Source organism: Ruegeria sp. BI7 (assembly GCF_056537925.1).
On record NZ_JBQFSK010000001.1, the window covers coordinates 635,267 to 653,250 of the forward strand.

17 protein-coding genes are annotated in these 17,984 nt (G+C 55.9%); 11 read left to right on the top strand and 6 right to left on the bottom strand.

The features are described from left to right. Positions 1-859: 859 nt before the first annotated feature. The 5 genes from ACR0JB_RS03220 (at position 860) to ACR0JB_RS03240 (ending at position 6,926) form a co-directional block, all read left to right on the top strand. On the top strand, positions 860-1,843 hold the full coding sequence (locus tag ACR0JB_RS03220; RefSeq protein WP_480789675.1) for a glycosyltransferase family 2 protein: 984 nt from the start codon (positions 860-862) through the stop codon (positions 1,841-1,843). A 5-nt stretch (positions 1,844-1,848) separates the two neighbouring features. Next, complete coding sequence (locus tag ACR0JB_RS03225) at positions 1,849-2,790, top strand: hypothetical protein (protein WP_480789676.1); 942 nt, start codon at positions 1,849-1,851, stop codon at positions 2,788-2,790. Further along, complete coding sequence (locus ACR0JB_RS03230; protein WP_170357926.1) at positions 2,787-4,778, top strand: hypothetical protein; 1,992 nt, start codon at positions 2,787-2,789, stop codon at positions 4,776-4,778. The genes ACR0JB_RS03225 and ACR0JB_RS03230 overlap by 4 nt, the downstream gene beginning before the upstream one ends. A gap of 134 nt (positions 4,779-4,912) precedes the next feature. Continuing rightward, positions 4,913-5,911 carry a glycosyltransferase family 2 protein gene (locus tag ACR0JB_RS03235; protein ID WP_368039712.1) on the top strand — a complete coding sequence of 333 codons (999 nt, stop codon included), beginning with the start codon at positions 4,913-4,915 and terminating at the stop codon, positions 5,909-5,911. Between the two features lie 31 nt (positions 5,912-5,942). Continuing rightward, positions 5,943-6,926, top strand: coding sequence for a hypothetical protein (locus ACR0JB_RS03240; protein WP_170504997.1), 984 nt, complete (start codon positions 5,943-5,945; stop codon positions 6,924-6,926). Positions 6,927-6,929: 3 nt separating this feature from the next. Here the strand turns inward: ACR0JB_RS03240 and ACR0JB_RS03245 are convergent, their stop codons facing one another. After that, positions 6,930-7,235 (bottom strand): DUF6476 family protein, encoded by a 306-nt coding sequence (locus ACR0JB_RS03245; protein WP_170374856.1) that lies wholly within the window; start codon positions 7,233-7,235, stop codon positions 6,930-6,932. Here ACR0JB_RS03245 and ACR0JB_RS03250 point away from each other — a divergent pair. Together ACR0JB_RS03250 and rpoH are read left to right on the top strand one after the other, a co-directional pair. Next, positions 7,234-8,268, top strand: coding sequence for an RluA family pseudouridine synthase (locus ACR0JB_RS03250; protein ID WP_170374858.1), 1,035 nt, complete (start codon positions 7,234-7,236; stop codon positions 8,266-8,268). The two genes, ACR0JB_RS03245 and ACR0JB_RS03250, sit on opposite strands and share 2 nt — an antisense overlap. 146 nt (positions 8,269-8,414) lie before the next feature. Beyond that, positions 8,415-9,311 (top strand): RNA polymerase sigma factor RpoH, encoded by an 897-nt coding sequence (rpoH, locus tag ACR0JB_RS03255; protein ID WP_170348370.1) that lies wholly within the window; start codon positions 8,415-8,417, stop codon positions 9,309-9,311. Positions 9,312-9,359: 48 nt separating this feature from the next. On the opposite strand, the gene ACR0JB_RS03260 is transcribed toward rpoH, so the two are convergent. Beyond that, positions 9,360-10,439 (bottom strand): fasciclin domain-containing protein, encoded by a 1,080-nt coding sequence (locus ACR0JB_RS03260; RefSeq protein WP_170505000.1) that lies wholly within the window; start codon positions 10,437-10,439, stop codon positions 9,360-9,362. A gap of 207 nt (positions 10,440-10,646) precedes the next feature. Beyond that, positions 10,647-11,825: a dipeptidase gene (locus ACR0JB_RS03265; protein ID WP_170505003.1), complete on the bottom strand. Its 1,179-nt coding sequence runs from the start codon at positions 11,823-11,825 to the stop codon at positions 10,647-10,649. 152 nt (positions 11,826-11,977) lie between these two features. Here ACR0JB_RS03265 and ACR0JB_RS03270 point away from each other — a divergent pair, with 152 nt between their 5' ends. From ACR0JB_RS03270 to ACR0JB_RS03280, 3 genes are read left to right on the top strand one after another with little or no spacing between them, the layout of a single operon-like run. Then, positions 11,978-12,952 (top strand): Gfo/Idh/MocA family protein, encoded by a 975-nt coding sequence (locus tag ACR0JB_RS03270; RefSeq protein WP_480789677.1) that lies wholly within the window; start codon positions 11,978-11,980, stop codon positions 12,950-12,952. Positions 12,953-13,009: 57 nt separating this feature from the next. Beyond that, complete coding sequence (locus ACR0JB_RS03275; protein ID WP_170348374.1) at positions 13,010-13,279, top strand: DksA/TraR family C4-type zinc finger protein; 270 nt, start codon at positions 13,010-13,012, stop codon at positions 13,277-13,279. Between the two features lie 13 nt (positions 13,280-13,292). Continuing rightward, entirely contained in the window at positions 13,293-14,168 is an 876-nt protein-coding gene (locus ACR0JB_RS03280; protein WP_170348375.1) for a DMT family transporter, read from the top strand. Here ACR0JB_RS03280 and ACR0JB_RS03285 read toward each other — a convergent pair whose 3' ends face one another. From ACR0JB_RS03285 to ACR0JB_RS03295, 3 genes are all read right to left on the bottom strand, one after another. Further along, the gene (locus tag ACR0JB_RS03285; protein WP_170393632.1) at positions 14,169-15,989 is read right to left on the bottom strand and encodes a M3 family oligoendopeptidase; all 1,821 of its coding nucleotides are present in this window, start codon (positions 15,987-15,989) and stop codon (positions 14,169-14,171) included. It abuts the gene before it with no gap. A gap of 82 nt (positions 15,990-16,071) precedes the next feature. Next, a complete protein-coding gene (locus ACR0JB_RS03290) occupies positions 16,072-17,049 on the bottom strand; it encodes an alpha/beta fold hydrolase (protein WP_170393634.1) in 978 nt (325 codons plus the stop codon). After that, the gene (locus ACR0JB_RS03295; protein ID WP_058280950.1) at positions 17,049-17,339 is read right to left on the bottom strand and encodes an SCP2 sterol-binding domain-containing protein; all 291 of its coding nucleotides are present in this window, start codon (positions 17,337-17,339) and stop codon (positions 17,049-17,051) included. Before ACR0JB_RS03295 ends, ACR0JB_RS03290 begins: the two co-directional genes overlap by 1 nt. A 30-nt stretch (positions 17,340-17,369) precedes the next feature. Between ACR0JB_RS03295 and ACR0JB_RS03300 the strand changes: the two genes are divergently transcribed. Continuing rightward, positions 17,370-17,978, top strand: coding sequence for a tetratricopeptide repeat protein (locus ACR0JB_RS03300; RefSeq protein WP_170505007.1), 609 nt, complete (start codon positions 17,370-17,372; stop codon positions 17,976-17,978). Positions 17,979-17,984 lie beyond the last annotated feature (6 nt).

Sequence of the window (17,984 nt, forward strand, 5' to 3'; positions counted from 1 at the left end):
GGCTGTTGGTGTAAAAAATACATTGGAACGCCCTGAGTTTTTCATTTTGCTGATTTAAATCGATCCGCGCGCTCGTTCATCAGACGTTCAACCTTTGTGCTTTTGGCCTACTTTGTCCGTTCTCAGTGCCTACCTGGCGGCAACAACTCGGAGAAAGAACCCGTAAGCTTCTTCTCGAAATTTGATCTGATGCGAGATCTGGCGTATTCGCCTCTCTCTAATTTCCTGAAGGTTTCTTTCGCGACCACGGTCAAAGCGTGATCGGTCTAAGCAGCTTCCCGGCGTATCCGTTCTTGTTCTTTGATGGGGTCTTTGCCTTAACGGGCTACGGGTCGCCATTTCTCTACTTCTTGGCGTGAATCTTCAGAGCTATGGCTGACAGAGCACCCAACCCCATCCCTCTGCGAAGCCTGTGGACATGAACCCGAAGCACTACTTGCCAGCATCACCGTCGTTTTTGGCAGCCAGAGGTTCTCGCCATCCAAGCACTAGCCGGTTTGAGTGTTCTTCACTTGCAATGATGACAGCTTGTTGAGTGCTGGAATTTGGTCCACCCTATGGTCCACCTTTTAGTGTGAGGCACAGTGAACCACTCTGAGGCGAAATGAAACCATATTTTTATATTTTGCAGTAAGTTAGACGACTTCTTGAAGCAGCCATAAACGGTCAGAAATATGCGTGTTCAAGTCTTCAATGCATCTCGACCGCACCATTCTCTTCTTAATTCATGGCGATCAGCCCTTTGGATCGGGGTAGAGTTGCACCAGTTTGTGCCGGATTGCTGATTACTCCAATTCCTGTCTCGCCCGCGCCTTCTGGGTTGTGTATGACGAAGGTCAACGCAAGTCGGGAAGTATTAATGCCTCAGGCCATTACCGTATTCACCACGATGAAGAACGAAGGCCCCTATATGCTGGAATGGGTCGCGTTTCATAAAACATTGGGGGTCGATCATTTTGTGATCTTCACCAACGATTGCGACGATGGCACCGACGATATTGCCCGCCGACTGCAGGAGTTGGGGTTGGCCACCCATGTCTCGAACGAGGTGAAAGAGGGGGGCAATCCACAGCATCAGATGCTGCGTCGGGCGCGGCGTCAACCCAAGGTCAGGGAAGCGAACTGGCTGTTATGTCTGGATGTGGATGAGTTCTGGAACATCCGCCACGGCGACAACAGCTTTGACGCGTTGATCACCGAGGTCGAAAACCGTGCGGGGCAGCAGGTGGATGCGATTTCATTTGCTTGGAAACTGTTTGGCAGTTCCGGCAATATCAGTTTTGAAGACAGGCCCGTAACCGAAACCTTCGCGATGGGAGATCAGGAGTTTCCATACCATTCGGGCCGGGCGTTTGGACTTAAAACCCTGTTTCGCAACAATGGCAAATTCACCCGGTTTGGCCCGCATCGCCCAAAGGGTATGGAAGAAGGCAAGGAAAGTGAGATTGCCTGGTCTGACGCCGGGGGCAAGCTGTTTCCGGCCGAAAAGGTGGGTTGGCGCGCTTGGCGTGGGTTCGATCATTCACTTGGGCGCCTGCATCATTACTCGGTTCGATCGTTGGACGGATTTCTGATCAAGCGCGACCGGGGGAGGACCAACCATATCAAAGTGGATCAGGGGCAATCCTACTGGCAGGACATGAATGCCAACAAAGAAGCTGACCAATCCATTCAGCCCATCGCACGACGTGCGGCGCCATTGTTGGCAGAGCTGAAGGCAGACGAAACGTTGGGCGCGCTGCACGCAAAGGCCTGTGACTGGCACCGTGCCAAGGTCGCCGAGATAAAAATGCGGCCTGACTGGGTGGATTTTCGGGTTTGGCTGGCGGATAATCTTATCTGAAGATCATGGCAGACGACCTTTCGAAAGAGCAGTTGAAACCCGATCACCCCGACCGCAAGACGGGGTATGAACGTATTCTGACCGACCCTGCACCGCCGTGGTTTGTCGAACTCTATCCTGGTGGAGATGGGGCCGGTTTCCTGCAAAAGCTGGAACGCCATTCGGTGCTGTTTCATCAACGCTCTGCCTCGCAACTGGTTGTCAGTTTTGACAATATCGCCAATGCGAACGACCTGTCCTTTGCGCGTGAACCCTGGGGTTGGAAGTTCTTTCGTGATGAGGGCTGGTCGCATATGGGGATATTCGCGCGCACCAAGGCCTGGTATCGAGATCCAGAGATCATCACGTATTTCCAGAACCGCGCAGCCGAAGGGTTTTTCGATCAGTTCGACCAGGTCGTCTTTGCCGGGGCCTCGATGGGCGGCTTCGGGGCGCTGACCTTTTCTGAATTGGTCCCGGGCGCAAATGTGATCGCATTTAACCCTCAGACGTCACTGGATGAACGATTGGTCCCGTGGGAAACGCGGTATCGTTTCGGGCGGGTGCAGGATTGGGATCTGCCATATGGTGACGCCGCGCAGACGGTGAAGCAGGCGGATAAGGCCTATGTCTTCTATGACCCGTTTTTCGACCTTGACCGGCAGCAGGTCACTCGGCTGAAGGGTGAAAATGTCATGCTGCTTAAGACATGGTTTTCGAACCATTTTGCAGCCCCTATGTTGCGCAAGCTGGGTATCCTCAAGCCCGTCATGCAGAAGGCTATGGACGGATCGCTTGAGGCAGGTGATTTCTATCAGATGATGCGCGCACGGCGCCGGTTGCCGATGGTGATGCGCGCGATTGAGGCGCAGGCAGGCGAACGTCACCCAAAGTTGGTGGGTCAGGCGCGCCATAAATTCCGCATACTGCGTCGCGCCGCATTGGTTGAGGCAGAGAAGTCCCAATGACGCCTGCGAAAGGAGTGTTCATCGGCCAGCGCAAAGACCGCATGGGCGCGCGCCTGCTGATGATGCTGACCTGCATTCGTCTGGCCGAGGATTTTGACACCACTTACAAGGTCAATTGGTTTCCGAAAGGATCGGATGCACCCGAGCTGGATCATCCGCAGGAACTGTTTGCTCAGGATTGGATGGATGCGCAATTCCTCAGTGCAAAGGCGTTTGAAAAACTCAGCGACAAGGCTTTGCCAATCTGGACCTTTCAAGGGGATAAAACCCCAGACCGCCTGATCGCGCATCTCAATTCGGGCCGGTCGGTTGTGGTCGAGGAAGGGTTCGAAGTGCTGGCCTTTCCCTGGGAGGATATCGAAGCGATCCGCCCTCGGTATCGGGATTTCATCCATCAGATCGGCTTTACGGACGAAATCCGCGCCATCATGGACCGGACGGATGAAAAGCTGTCGGGGCAGGGGGTGACGGCCTATCACATCCGACGGGGCGACATTCTGAACGGTTCGCCGTGGAAACACACAACCTGGCCCGCCAAGATCGAACCCGAGGAACTGTACGAGGCGCATCTGGAGAAAACTGCTGGACAAACGTCCATTATGTTTTCCGACCAACCCGAACTGATTACCCGGTTTCAAAAACGGTTTCCGCAATTGCTGCAGATGTCCGACATTGCGGATGTGACAGGCATGCCCCGCGCGCAGCGCGACTTTCTCGAGTTGTATACGATGTCACGCGCTGAACAGGTGGTTGCGCCCTTTATCTCGGCGTTTTCGATGGCGGCGGCCCGCATCTCGGGACGGCAGCGTTTAGTGTTCAAGGATGTCTTGACAGAGGAAGAGATTTCGTCGGCAAGCCACCGCGTGATTGATCGGGTGGCCAAGGGGCCCGGTGCCTTTCTAAATGTCTCTGAGGCGGCTCATGTCTATGCCAAGGCGGCGCAGTATCTTTGTGCGCAGGACCGGATTGAACAAGCCTATGATCTGGCCAAGCCGATTCTGCAGGAAAAGGCGGACAATGCGTTCATGCCGCTTTTGCAGTCAATAAACTGTTTTTACCTTTCAAAGTGGAAGGAAAGCGAGCTACTGGCCAAAATTGGGTTAGAGAGTTCCGATCTTTGGCCCGAGGATTATGCTGTTCTTTTGGCCGTTCGGGCGGCTACTCTGGGCGCACAAAAGAAAAGGTGGTCCGCCAGCCGATATTTGGCCCGTGCGTTTTGGGCCAAACCCATGCGCCCTGACGTTGCGGTGCTTGGGTCGCGGATGTTGTACCGCGGTCAGGTGTCAGCACGGTTGTTTCCGCCAACAGACTGGCGGTTGCAGCGAGAGGTGCGGCGGCGGCGCTTCCCTCCCTTTAACAACCTGTATTTGGTTCAGCATAAAGTGCTGGCACGTCAGCCCTGCAATTTTGACTTTGTTCTGCTGGATTGGTCTGATCTTACCTTGGATCAAAAAGCTCGAAGGTTTTCGAACGATCCATTTCGTCAAGAGCGCCTGCGCGAGAGCTTGGATAATTTGGCAAATATCGAAGGTGACGATCCAGCCGTGTCCGCCGCCAAGGCCATGCTGAATTGGCATCAGGATGTTTTTTCTCTTTCGCAAACCGTGGATGAGATGCGCAAAACTGCGTCAGATTGGCCGGAAAACCCGCTGTACCATCTAAGGCTGGCCACGCTCTACGAGGCTGATCAGGATCAAACGCGCGCACGAATGACAATAGCAGAGGCTTTGGCCTGCGATCCGGGCAATCCGTTTCTGATCTATGCGATGGGGAAATTCCTGATAAGGAACAATGCCATGGAACAAGGGCAAAACCAGATTATTCAAGCTGCTGACCTTGATGAAACTACGCCCGTCATACAGGGGGAGGCCGGGCAAATCTTGTTGCGGCGCGGGAAGAAAAGTAAGGCAAGACCTTACTTGCAAAAAGCGCATGACCTTTTCCCGCCGTATAAACGTTTTGCAAATCAGTTGGCGCGTACTCGATGAGAATGGCACAGGCTTTCAGAACGTCGCCGGAATACTCTTGGCTGTCGCAGCCACTAAGCCTAGGCTGTGGCGAGAACGAAAACCGCAGAACTTCGAGCGCAAGTTCAATATGCAGTTAAACATGAGGCGAATAAGTGTCTGAAAAGGACCCGCGGTATATCAGCGTTACCCCGATGAAGAACGAGGGCCCTTTTGTGCTGGAATGGGTGGCCCATAACCGCGCGCTTGGCGTTGACCAGATGATTGTGATGACCAATGACTGCACCGATGGCACGGATGAATTGCTAAAGCGGTTGGATGAGCGTGGCATCCTGACCCACGTCGACAATAATTCTCGCCGCCAGACCAGCCCGCAAAAACGCGCCTACAGAAAATTCCTGAAGATGGAAGTTGCGCGCCCACAGGATTGGGTGATCGTGATTGACGCCGATGAACATATCAACGTCAAAACTGGTGATAACACTCTGCGCGCGCTGACCGATGCCGTTCCGGACGCCAAGATGATTTCGATGACATGGCGCCTGTTCGGAAACGCTGGTGTCGTTCGATATGAGGATCGATTCCTGTCGGACCAGTTTCGACGAGCGGCGCAAGAGCAGAAATACCGTCCACCGCAAGCCTGGGGTTTCAAAACGATGTTTCAGCGCGAACTTTGGAGTGCGCTGGGGGTTCATCGACCCAAACGCCCGACAGTTGAGACCATGGAAGATTGTCACTGGTACAATGGATCGGGACAATTGATGCCGGACCGGTATTTTAGCGCCAGTTGGCGCTCGGCGCGGGATTCTATTGGGTATGATCTGGTTCAGATCAATCACTATGCGCTGAAGTCCTGTGAAAGCTACCTGGTCAAGAAAATGCGCGGGCGGGCCCACCATCTGGGGGAAAGCCTTGGCATGGACTATTGGAACATGATGAACCAAAACGCGGAGGAAGATGGCTCGATCGATGTCATCCTGGATCGCAAGCGCGAACATTATTACGAGTTGCTGTCAGATCCTGAAACAGCCCGGCTGCATCATTTGTCCTGCGATCTGCACAGGCAGAAGATTTTCGACCTCCGCGCACTGCCTGAGATGCAGGACCTTATGCAGCAGATGACGGCCGACTTTGCCGCCAGTCACAGGGAATGAGCGGAATTCTCTTTGAAACAGGAGGCCTGTGATGCTTTGGCTGCATATAGGTATGCCCAAGACCGGCACGACTGCGTTGCAGGCATATGTGCGTCAGAACAAGGCCCCACTGGCTGATGTCGGCTTGCATTATCTTGAGGCGGGCCGTCGTCGGTTGGAAGGGAGCGGACGTCTGGCGATCAGCCACAACATCATCGCCTTTCGCATCAATCAGACCAATGAGTCGATGGACCCGTTCCGCGCGTTGATGGCAACCGAGTATGAGGCGCACAGCGATCAGACCTGCCTAGTGTCTTCAGAGATGTTCTATTCCTGTGACTTGAACAAGTTGGCACAGGTTTTCGCGGAAATCCCCTCTCGCGACTTAAGGATCACCTACTATTGCCGCCGCTACTCGGATTTCTTTGAAGCCGACTACAAGCAGCGCGCTAAGAATGGCCGTATGGGCACCAGCGCGTCGGAATATGTCCGGGACAGGCTAGCGAAAATCAAGAATGACCCTGGGACCTTCACCTTTTCGGCGAAACTGGACCAAATCCGGCAGGCTTTTCCAGGCGTTACGATTGTCCCGATGATGTATGATCGAGCGCAGATGGTCCAAGGCCATATCGTGGATGATTTCATGTCGCGCATAGGCGTGCCTTTGCCGGACGGCACGGCGGCTAAACGGCCCGCTAACCAATCTCAGTCGCGTGTGGCCAGCGAAGCTTTTGGCATTGTCTCACGTTCCATGGGGCGCAAGGAAAGTCGCCAGCTGCGTCGGCGCGTGGTCAGTGATCCGGTCATGATCCGGCGCTATGATGTGCTGGAGCCGGACGAACGGGCCTGGCTGGATGAGTATTTGACCAAGCAAGACGTCACATTCCAGCAAGAGTTCTTTCCCGACCGGCCAAGGCTGTTTGAGCCGGTTGAGCTAAACGAAGAAGACCAGAAATTCCGACGCGACACGCCCGAGGAATACGACGCCCTGCGCCGCGCGTCCGAGATCGTCTTTCGAATGGCGCTAGAGGATTGAACCCTACCGTTCGATGGTGATTTCCTGACGCTGGCGACCGGTTGTTTTGTCAAAGATCAAAATACGGTTGTCATCGGTCACTACCGCATACCAGTTGCTGCCGATTGTCACTGCCTGTGCTTTGGCGCCGTCTGGAAGCTCGATCTGATCGGGCAGGGTGGGGGTTCTGTCCGTTAGTCGGATGACAATCAGCGCGAATGTCACTAGAACCCCGCCAATCATCACCGCGGTCAACAACATGACCATTCTCCGCAGCAGGCGAAGCTGCGGTGTTTCCTGCGGTTCTTGGGGTTCGGAAGGGACAGTCATGGGCACCCGCCAGATTGAATTTCAGATTGCGGCCGATCCGCCGCCTCGTCTTGATAAGGCGCTTTCGCGGGATGTGCCAGCCGATGAAAACCTCTCGCGCACGCGGTTGGCCCGGCTGATTGATCAGGGCGCTGTTCTGATCGACGGCATCGAGGCGCGCGACCCAAAAGCCAAAGTGGCCGAGGGCGCATCCGTGGCGATTACCGTGAATGAGGCAGAGGACAGCCATATTGGTCCCGAAGATATCCCGTTGGAGATTGTCTTTGAGGACGCAGACCTGGTCGTTATCAACAAACCGGCGGGCATGGTTGTGCATCCTGCGCCGGGGTCTCCGAGCGGTACATTGGTCAATGCGTTGCTGCATCACTGCGGTGACGACCTGTCCGGGGTAGGCGGGGTCAAGCGTCCCGGAATCGTACATCGCATCGACAAGGAAACCAGCGGCCTGCTGGTGGTGGCGAAATCCGATGCGGCCCATCACGGTCTGGCTGCACAGTTCGAGGCGCACACGGTCGAGCGCTACTATCGCGCGATTTGCTACGGCGTGCCGGATGCGAATGACCCTCGTTTGCGCGGTGTCAAAGGCGTCAGCTTCGAGCCCGGAAACATCATGCGCCTGACCACGCAACTGGCACGGCACAAGACCGACCGGCAAAGGCAGGCGGTGCTGTTTCATGGCGGGCGTCATGCGGTGACGCGGGCACGTCTGGTCGAGGTTTTTGGATCACCAGCAGGGTTGGCTTTGATCGAATGCTGGTTGGAGACCGGGCGCACGCACCAGATCCGCGTACACATGGCCCATGCCGGGCACGGTTTGGTGGGCGATCCGGTTTACGGCGGCAAGCGAAAACTGGCCGCCAAGGCGTTCAGCGCGACCACAGCCGAGGCCGTGAGAGCCTTTCCGCGGCAGGCGCTCCACGCCGCTGTGTTGGGTTTTGAACACCCGGTAACTGGTGAAAACCTGCGGTTTGAGGCCGAATTGCCCGAAGATATGCAGAAACTGATTGAACAGCTTCGCGCACCGCTGACATAATGCGCAAAGTTACGTGATTAAGGCTTTCTTTGGTTTCCTTTATCTATCGTTAATTCCAAACTGTTAACGGTACCTCTTGAACGGATTGGGACGACCTCCCATATCCCATGTTAACGAATTAAACATTTGTCGGAGGGACATGAATCATGGCAAATTACGCAAATCTCCCCGCGCCGACGCCAGAAGGCGGCCTGAACCGCTATATGCAGGAAATTCGCAAATTTCCGCTGCTGGAGCCGGAAGAAGAGTACATGCTGGCGAAGCGTTGGGTCGAAGAGCAAGATACTGAAGCGGCTCATAAAATGGTCACATCGCATCTGCGATTGGCGGCCAAGATTGCCATGGGCTATCGCGGTTATGGTTTGCCGCAGGCCGAGGTGATTTCCGAGGCCAACGTGGGCCTGATGCAGGCTGTCAAAAAGTTCGACCCGGAAAAAGGTTTCCGGTTGGCGACTTATGCCATGTGGTGGATTCGCGCCTCGATCCAAGAGTACGTCCTGCGGTCGTGGTCCATGGTGAAACTGGGCACGACCAGCGCGCAGAAAAAGCTGTTCTTCAACCTGCGCAAAGCCAAGGCACGCATTGGTGCGCTGGAAGAAGGCGACCTGCGTCCCGAGAACGTCAAGCAGATCGCCAATGATCTGGGCGTGACCGAAGAAGAAGTCATCAGCATGAACCGCCGTATGTCCGGTGGCGACGCTTCGTTGAACGCGACTGTTGGGTCCGAAGGCGAAGGCACCATGCAGTGGCAGGATTGGCTTGAGGATGAGGATGCCGATCAGGCTGGCGATTACGAAGCCCGCGACGAGTTGGACGCCCGGCGCGAGCTTCTGGCGGCTGCTCTGGAAGTCCTGAATGATCGGGAAAAGGACATCCTGACTCAGCGCCGCTTGATGGATCAGCCCGTCACGCTGGAGGACCTGAGTACGCAGTACAATGTCAGCCGCGAGCGTATTCGTCAGATCGAGGTTCGTGCGTTTGAGAAGCTCCAAAAGAAAATGCGCGAATTGGCGCGTGAAAAAGGGATGCTGGGCAACGTCTGAGACGGACCCAAGCAAAAAAAGCCCGCCGTAGATGGCGGGCTTTTTTGTTTAAGCAAAGATAAAATCGCTTTCCGACAGTTGACCGTTTCCAACACCAAGTAGATCGATGCTGTCGCCATCTCCCAACTCGATTGTGGTGCGGAAGAACCCGCTTTCGATGTGGTCTTCGATATCCTCAAAGCTGTCGATACCGTCGTAGCCGCTGAGGTCGATCTTGTCCTTGCCGATCTCGAAGTCGAGGATGGTATCTTCTCCGTCGCCTTCTTCGAAGAAAAAGGTGTCACGCCCACGGCCGCCGACCAAAAAGTCATCGTCAGCGCCGCCATCGATCAGGTCTTTGCCGCGACCGCCAAAGATTTTGTCGTTCCCATCATCGCCTCGCAGAATGTCCATGCCACGACCGCCGAAAATGGTGTCATTGCCATCACCACCTAGAACAATATCCTTACCGCGACCGGCGCCGATGACGTCATTTCCGCCACCACCATGCACAAAATCCTTGCCACGACCGGTGAAGTGGAATTCGTCCGAGTCATCTCCCAGAATGAAATCTGTATTCTTCTGGCCAAGGATGCCGGTCACGGATACCGGCAGCAGAACCCCATCCAAAACGTGGATTATTCCGTTCGAAGCGGGAACGTCGAATCCGACAAGACCTGGATCGTCGATTCCCGGGTCCGCATCGCCCAGGCTGGGTGGCATGCTGGAAAGGTTCAGTTCCACTTCACCACCCTGCAGCGTTTCGATGGCCGCACCGTCACCCAAACTGACGACCTCTTGTTTCGTGAATGACCCATCGACGACGTGATAGGTTAGAATCTCGGTCAGCAGAGGAATCGGATCGCCTCCGCCTAAAAGGGTCAGAGCTTTCACGATGTGATTGATCGCTCCGGCTTCGTCCGAGCCTTCAAAGCCCAAAGCCTGAGCCAATCCGATGAATGCCGCATCTTTCGGCGCAAAAACGGTCAGATCGGCGTTGGGGTCGGCCAACGCTCCGTCCAGACCTGCTGCAAGAACAGCCTCGCGAAGGATGTCGAAATCATGAGCGTTATGGTCGAAGGATCCCGGGTCCCCGCTTAGTTCCAGGACTTTTCCGGTAATCGAAGGTAGTTCTGTATTAGCTGGCATATCGGTTTATCTCCCACCCGGTTGCGCGCCTTTGGTCGGGAGTAATGCTGACAAGTCAGGTTTCTCTCCCCGGCGATAAAGTTGTTACGGGGAGAGTTGGAAAACGGATCACGAAATTCGGATTTATCAATTGAGAGCCCGGATAAGATCCGGTTTGGCGGCACCGAATCACATTTAAATTTCAACAATTTGAATCACAAGGTGCGACTAGTTCAATTGTTGCTGGAAAACTCTCACCATATTCTCACCCATCACTTTCCGAACCTGAGCTTCGGTCAATCCCTGATCCAACAATGCCGAGGTCAGGGCCGCCAATTCCGATGTGTCAAATGCGGTTTCTACTGAGCCATCATAGTCTGACCCCAACGAGACATGGTCTTCACCAACGGTCTGGATGGCTGCCTTTATCATCTTGGCGATGCCTGTCGGGGTGATGTCCCCGCAGGTAACGTCCGCCCAATAACCCATGCCGATTACACCGCCGGTGGCGGCAATCTGTTGCATCAGATCGTCGGGATAATTGCGTTTGACCGGGCAGAATCCGTGCAAGCCGCTGTGGCTGACGATCAGGGGAACATCAGTCATATCGATCACGTCACGCGCGACCTGAGGGCTGGAATGGGCCAAATCGATCACTACGGGCCGTTGCGTCAGGTCTGCCACAAGCTGACGGCCGAACTCTGTCAGGCCAGCGTTGCCCACCCCATGCAATGATCCGCCCAGTTCGTTGTCAAAAAAGTGGTGCAGTCCAAACACTCGGTGGCCGGCGTCGAACAGAGCGACCAGATTGTTCAGATCGCCCTCTAGCGCATGCGCGCCTTCAATGCCCAGGATGCCTCCGACAACGGGTTGGCCTGCCGCACGGGCAGCCAGCACGGCGTCCAGGTCAGCCCTTGTCTTGACGACTTTCAGATGCCCGTCCGAGGCCGCTTCAAACTGATGTAGCTTTTCCGCCTGATAGACGGCGCGTTCCTTCAGGCTGTCCCACGTGCGCAATGGCCACAACTGTCCGATGGCCAAAAGGGTAATGTTATCAAAAGACTCAGCCGAGTTCGCCTCATAGTTCTGACCGGCAGGGGATTTGGTGACGGCAGTAAAGACCTGTAGCGCGACGTTCCCCTCGATCAGTCGTGGGATATCTACCTGCCCACGTGTACCGCGTTCGGTCAGATCACGGCTCCACAACAGGGGGTCCGCGTGTAGGTCGCCGACGATCAGGGTTTCGTGCAATGCGGCGGCATCGTCGGACACCGCATAGGGGGCATGGGCGATCACGTTGTTCCGATCAGCTTCAATGTAAGACGGAAGAAATCCGAAAAACACGACGGCACCCACCACAACCGCAAGCAACAGCAGACCGCCAATCCACTTGAGGACCCGTTTCATTCTCACTCCCTTTCAACCATTGGGGGCAGACTACGAAGGTTCCATGCAGATAAAAGCCTGACTTAACGTCGGATGGTTGCTAGAAGGTCAGGAAATGGGGTTGTTAGCGATAACGATTGGATCGCCCCTGATTACACATGTCGGAGGAAATTATGCATATACCAGTTCAATGGGGTGTTCTGGGTGCTGCCAAGTTCGCGCGGCAATTCATGGCACCGGCGATTCATGCGGCCCACGGCGCGCGTCTGGCCGGGCTGGCCACATCAGACGCTGCCAAGGCTGAACCGTTTCGGGCCTTTTGTTCTGACTTGGTGGTTTATGACAGTTATGACGCGTTGCTTGCGGACCCTCAGATTGAGGCTGTTTATATTCCTTTGCCCAACCACCTGCATGTGGAATGGAGTCTCAAAACATTGGATGCGGGCAAGCATGTCCTGTGCGAAAAGCCGATGGCCATGAACGGGGCCGAGTTCGACACTCTGATCCAAAAACGGGATAAGACCGGGCTGCTGGCGGCCGAGGCTTACATGATCGTCCATCATCCGCAGTGGCAATTGGTGCGAAAGTTGATTTCCGATGGGGCCATCGGCAAATTGGTGCATGTGACCGGTGCCTTCAGTTTCGACAATCGCGCGGATACCGGAAACATCCGCAATCGTGCCGAGACCGGCGGTGGCGGGCTGCGCGACATCGGTGTTTATGTGATCGGCGGCGCGCGGTTTGCGACAGGGCAGGAGCCGGTACGGGTGGAGTCGGCCATTCGTTGGCAGGACGGGATCGACACCTTCACGGAAATTCGCGCACAATTTCCGGAATTTACCTATTCCGCGTATGTCTCGATCCGCATGCATCCGCATCAAGAGATGGTGTTTCACGGCGAAGGTGGGGTTATTCGCCTGACTGCTCCGTTCAACGCACGCGTCTTTGGTGAGGCGCGCGTGGAATTGCACCGTCCGGGGCTTGAGGTTCAGGTCACGCGCTTTCCCGGGGATGACCATTACAAGCTGCAGGTCGAGGCGTTTTGCCGATCCGTGCGCGAAGGTGTCAAATACCCATGTCCGCTTGAATTCTCACGCGGGACGCAGGAGATGATTGATCGCGTGCTGGAAGGGGCGGTTTCCCTCTGACTTGCCACGTCGCGTCCGGCTCGGCTAATCTGGCGTGCACCTGATCAGGAGGACGCCATGGCAGGCGGTTGGGCGCGTGACGGCGCAGTGAGTGAACAGATCGAAGCATCCATTTCGGATGAGCTTGCCCGGATGCAAGCGCAAAAGCAGCCAGTGGGCGAAAGCCTGACCCATTGCGCCGAATGCGAGGAACCGATCCCCGAGAAACGGCGTTTGGCCTTGCCGGGCGTCAAATTGTGTCTGGATTGCCAGCAGGAACGGGATGGGGCTTTCAAAGCGCGTTCTGGGATCAATCGGCGTGGCTCTAAAGACAGTCAGTTGAAGTAAGCGGATCCGAGGGGTGCCCGACACCAAGCTTTTTCAAAATGGTCTGGTGCTTGGGTTTCTGGCCGCCTTCCTTTGGGGCACACACAGCGTCATCGTGCGCTATCTGACCAGCGATCTGGGCGGGCTGCAAATTGCGGTGACGCGCCTGTTCATTGCCGCAATGGCCATCTATTGCATGCTGCGCGTGATGCGGGTTGCCGTGTCGATCCGTCTGAGCGACTGGAACTTTCGGCTGGCGGTTCTGTCGACGGTCGTCAACTACATCCTGTTCCATATCGGCTTGGAATATACCGGTGCGGCCAATGCGATGGTGCTTGAAAATACTGCGCCATTCTTCGTGTTGGTGTTTTTGTACTTCTTTGCCGACACCCCCGTCACACGCACCGATGTTCTGGCCACAGCGTTGGCAATTCTGGGCGTTTTTCTAACAGTTTATCAGGATTTCCAAGGGGGCGGAGACCCCTTGTTCGGCGATCTGCTTGAAATCGGTGCGGGCCTCAGCTGGGCGGTATTTCTGATCTCAAGCAGCCGCGCGATGCGCAATTCGGAATCAACCGCAGAGCGTCTGAATTTCCTCTTCGGGATATTCCTATGTTCTGGCGTTTTGTTGCTGCCGCTGGCCGTGTTTTCGTTGCAAGTTCCGACGGCCAATGACGTGGTCTTTCTGCTCCTGTTGGGGGTACTTCCGACCGCGCTGGCCTATTACTTGTGGTACGAGGCCGCCGCGCGGGTGTCGACGCTGACAGCGACCTTGATGTTCGCCGCCTCGGTCGTGTTCACGTTCATCAACTCGGCGCTGTTTCTCGGGGCCGCAATCACGCCGATTGCAGCCCTTGGGGCGGTGTTGATCGTAGCCGCCGTGTTCCTGACGACCAAAAGTCAGAAGTGATCAGCTTTCCATCGCTTCCAATTCGTCGATGAAGCCCGAAATCATCGACAAGCCCTTGTCCCAGAATTTCGGATCGCTGGCGTCCAGCCCGAACGGGGCAAGCAGTTCTTTGTGGTGTTTGGACCCACCGGCGCGCAGCATTTCGAAATACTTGTCTTCGAACTCTTCGGACCCGCTTTCGTAAACGGAATAGAGCGCGTTCACCAAGCCATCCCCAAACGCATAGGCGTAGACATAGAAGGGTGAGTGGACGAAATGCGGGATATAGGCCCAGAAGGTTTCGTACCCGTCCATGAATTCGAATGCGGGGCCAAGGCTTTCGGCCTGAACACTCATCCACAGGGCGTTGATGTCATCCGGGGTCAGTTCGCCTTCACGCCGTGCCGCGTGCAGTTTGCATTCAAAATCATAAAAGGCGATCTGACGGACAACCGTGTTGATCATATCCTCTACCTTACCGGCCAACAGCACCTTGCGCTGCTCGGGCGTTTCGGCCTGATCCAGCATTTTGCGGAAAGTCAGCATCTCGCCGAATACGCTGGCGGTTTCGGCCAGGGTCAGCGGGGTGGATGACAGCATCTCACCCTGATCTGCGGCCAGAACCTGATGCACGCCATGGCCCAGTTCATGCGCAAGGGTCATCACGTCGCGCGGCTTGCCCAGATAGTTGAGCATGACATAGGGGTGGACTTCAGTGACGGTTGGGTGCGCAAACGCACCCGGTGCCTTACCGGGTTTCACGGCGGCATCGATCCAGCCCTTGCTGAAGAATGGCGCTGCAATCTCACCCATACGTGGATCAAACGCGTTATAGGCGTCCATCACCGTCTTTTCGGCTTCGTCCCATCCGACGATGCGGGTGTCTTCCATCGGAAGGGGCGCGTTGCGGTCCCAGACCTGCATCACATCTAGACCCAACCATTTGCGCTTTAGTTCATAGTAACGGTGGCTGAGCTTGGGGTATGCAGCCACAACAGCCTCGCGCAGGGCCTCGACCACCTCGGGTTCGACATCGTTTGAAAGGTGGCGACCGGTTTGTGCCGTAGGCATATTGCGCCAACGGTCGACGATTTCCTTTTCCTTGGCCTGCGTGTTGTGAACGCGGGCGAAGGTTTTGACGTTGTCCTGAAACACAGCGGCCAGTTCCCGTGCCGCCGCCTCACGCTTGGAGCGGTCCTGTTCAGTCAGCAGGTTCAGGGTGCCTTCGATGTTCAGTTCTTCACCATCAACGGTGAAGGTCAGTCCGGCGATGGTTTCATCGAACAGACGTTCCCAAGCGTCACCTACAACGCCCAGATCGTGCAGGAATTTTTCTAGCTCATCAGACAGCTGATAGGGCTTCATCGCGCGAATGCGGCGGAACACGGGCTCGTAACGGGCCAAATCGGCGTTTGCATCAAAACTTGTTTTCAGCGCGTCATCGTCGATGCGGTTGATCTCAAGCGTGAAGAACACCAGCGGCGTGGTGTAAATGGTGATTTTCTCCTGCATATCCGACAGGAATTTGGCGCGCTCAGCATCTGTGGTCAGTTGGTAATAGCGCAGACCGGCAAAGGACATGATGCGGCCCGCGATGGCGTTGATCTTTTCGTTGCGCTGCACGCTGTTCAGCAGGCTTTCGGCATCCAAATCGGCCAGCTTGCCTTCGTAGTCGGCGGCGAAGGACGCGCACTCACCCTCAAGCCATTCCAGATCGCGGTCCAGTTCCGGCGCTTCTTCCGAGCTGTAGAGGTCAGTCAGATCCCATTCCGGCAGGTTGCCAAGATCGCCGGCGCCACCGGCTGCGTTTGCGTCACGGACGGGAAAGGGAAGGTCGCGCATGGATCACCTCGGAATATCTGCTTTGGCAAACATCTAGGCGCGGGCGGCCCGGATCACAAGCCGCCTTTGCGTGAGGTTTTGTTTAGCTGGAAAGAGCAGCCGAGGTCGGTGTGTCCGAATGGGCGGCCAAAAAATGTGCCGTCAGTTGATCGAAGACGGGGCCGCGCACATCCGGTGCCTCCATCAGCACCTCATGTTCACCATCGGGAATTTCAACAAGTTTACCGCTGGGCCAGCTGGCCATCCGCGCCCGGATCGCTTTGCGGTCAACGATTTGCTCGTGACTGCCAAGGAAGGTCAGGGCGGGCGTCGCGGGAGCGGTTTGTTCCATCAGCCAGGCGCATTCGTCCAGCGCTTCGCGCAGCCAAATGGTCGAAGGCGCGCCAAGGGCCAGTTCCGGGTGCGCCTCAAGCTGGTCTTTCATCATTTGATACATCGCTGCATCGCGCGTCAGCATGTTGCCTTCAAAGGGTTGTGAGGCGACGTAACTTTCCAGCGACGTGGTCGGAGGCGTTTTCTCACCTAGCCCAATCCGGGGCCCCCAATAAGCCGTCAACCGGCTGAGCGGTTTCATGATCGGAGTGAAAAAGATCCCCCACATCGGGCCGGTAAAGGCGCAGGCTGCAAAAACGTCTCGCTCCAGCACCGCGCGCAGACCAATTGCGCCGCCCATCGAATGTCCGATCACGTACCACGGTTTGGGCAGATCAAGTTGGGCGGCAAGTTCCAAAGTTGCGTGTACGTCTTGTTGATAATCGGTGAACTGGTCGACATGGCCGACCCGGGGATCGTCCAGCAAACGGTCTGCCAACCCCTGACCGCGCCAGTCGACGGCCAGAAAGGCAAACCCACGGTCGATAAATTCAACCGCCGTGTTGCCGTATTTTTCGATATATTCCGTCCGGCCGGGGAACATCATCACCGTGCCGTTTGTTGCACCTTCGGGGTGCCAGTGACCCACACGGATACGCGTATCGTCCGCAGTCGTCACCCAATGTGCCGCACCACCGGCAGGTCCGCCGGCCACGTCTTCAAAGAAAGGGGCCGGCGAGAACTTCATCAGGCCAGCACCGAGGCGAGTTTCATGGCAATACCCATGTCTCCATCCACGCTCAGCTTGCCCGACATGAACGCACCTGTGGGGTTCAGGTCGCCGCTGAGGATTTGTTCGAACGTATCCGCATCTGCGCTCAGGGTGACATCTGCGTCGTCATCGCTGACACGTGCGCCGTCCGCGTCCAGTACGATAGCGCCCAGATCGGCGATGGCAAATTTGGCCGATGCGTCGAAATCGCCGCCGGACAGCTTTTCGTTCAGCGCGGCTGCGGCTTTTTCAAGAATGTCGCTCATGGTGTTCCTCATATTGTTTCTGCGCCGTGAATGGACATCCCCGGTCGCAACGCTACACTGAACATTGTTATGGGCATTGCAATCAACAATCTCAAACGTACCGTCACGGCACTTTTTGTCACGGTCATGTTTTCCACCAGTTTGGTGGCACAACAGGCGGATTCGCGGGACGAGGACGCCTTGCTACAGCAATTGGCGCTTTCCACGCCGGAACAGGCAATTGGTATCGACCGTCAGCTCAAGGCGTTGTGGTCGCAATCGGGTTCGGCCTCGGCGGATTTGCTGCTGGAACGCGGGCGCGAGGCGCTGGATGACGGGGATGTGTTGACCGCGGTTGAACACCTTACGGCCCTGACTGATCACGCGCCCGGCTTTGCTGAAGGGTGGCACCTGCGTGCTTCGGCGTTTTTTGGGATGGATCGCTTTGGCATGGCCGCGGCTGATCTGGAACATGCGCTGACGCTGAACCCGAATAACTACGAGGCTATTTTCGGGCTTGGCCTGATTTTTGAGATCATCGAACAGCCCGACAAGGCACTGGATGCGTATGAGCGCGCGCTGGCTATACATCCTCATCATGAAGAAGTAACCAATGCGGTGAATCGACTGAAGCCTCAGGTCGAGGGCTCGGCCCTCTAAAGAACC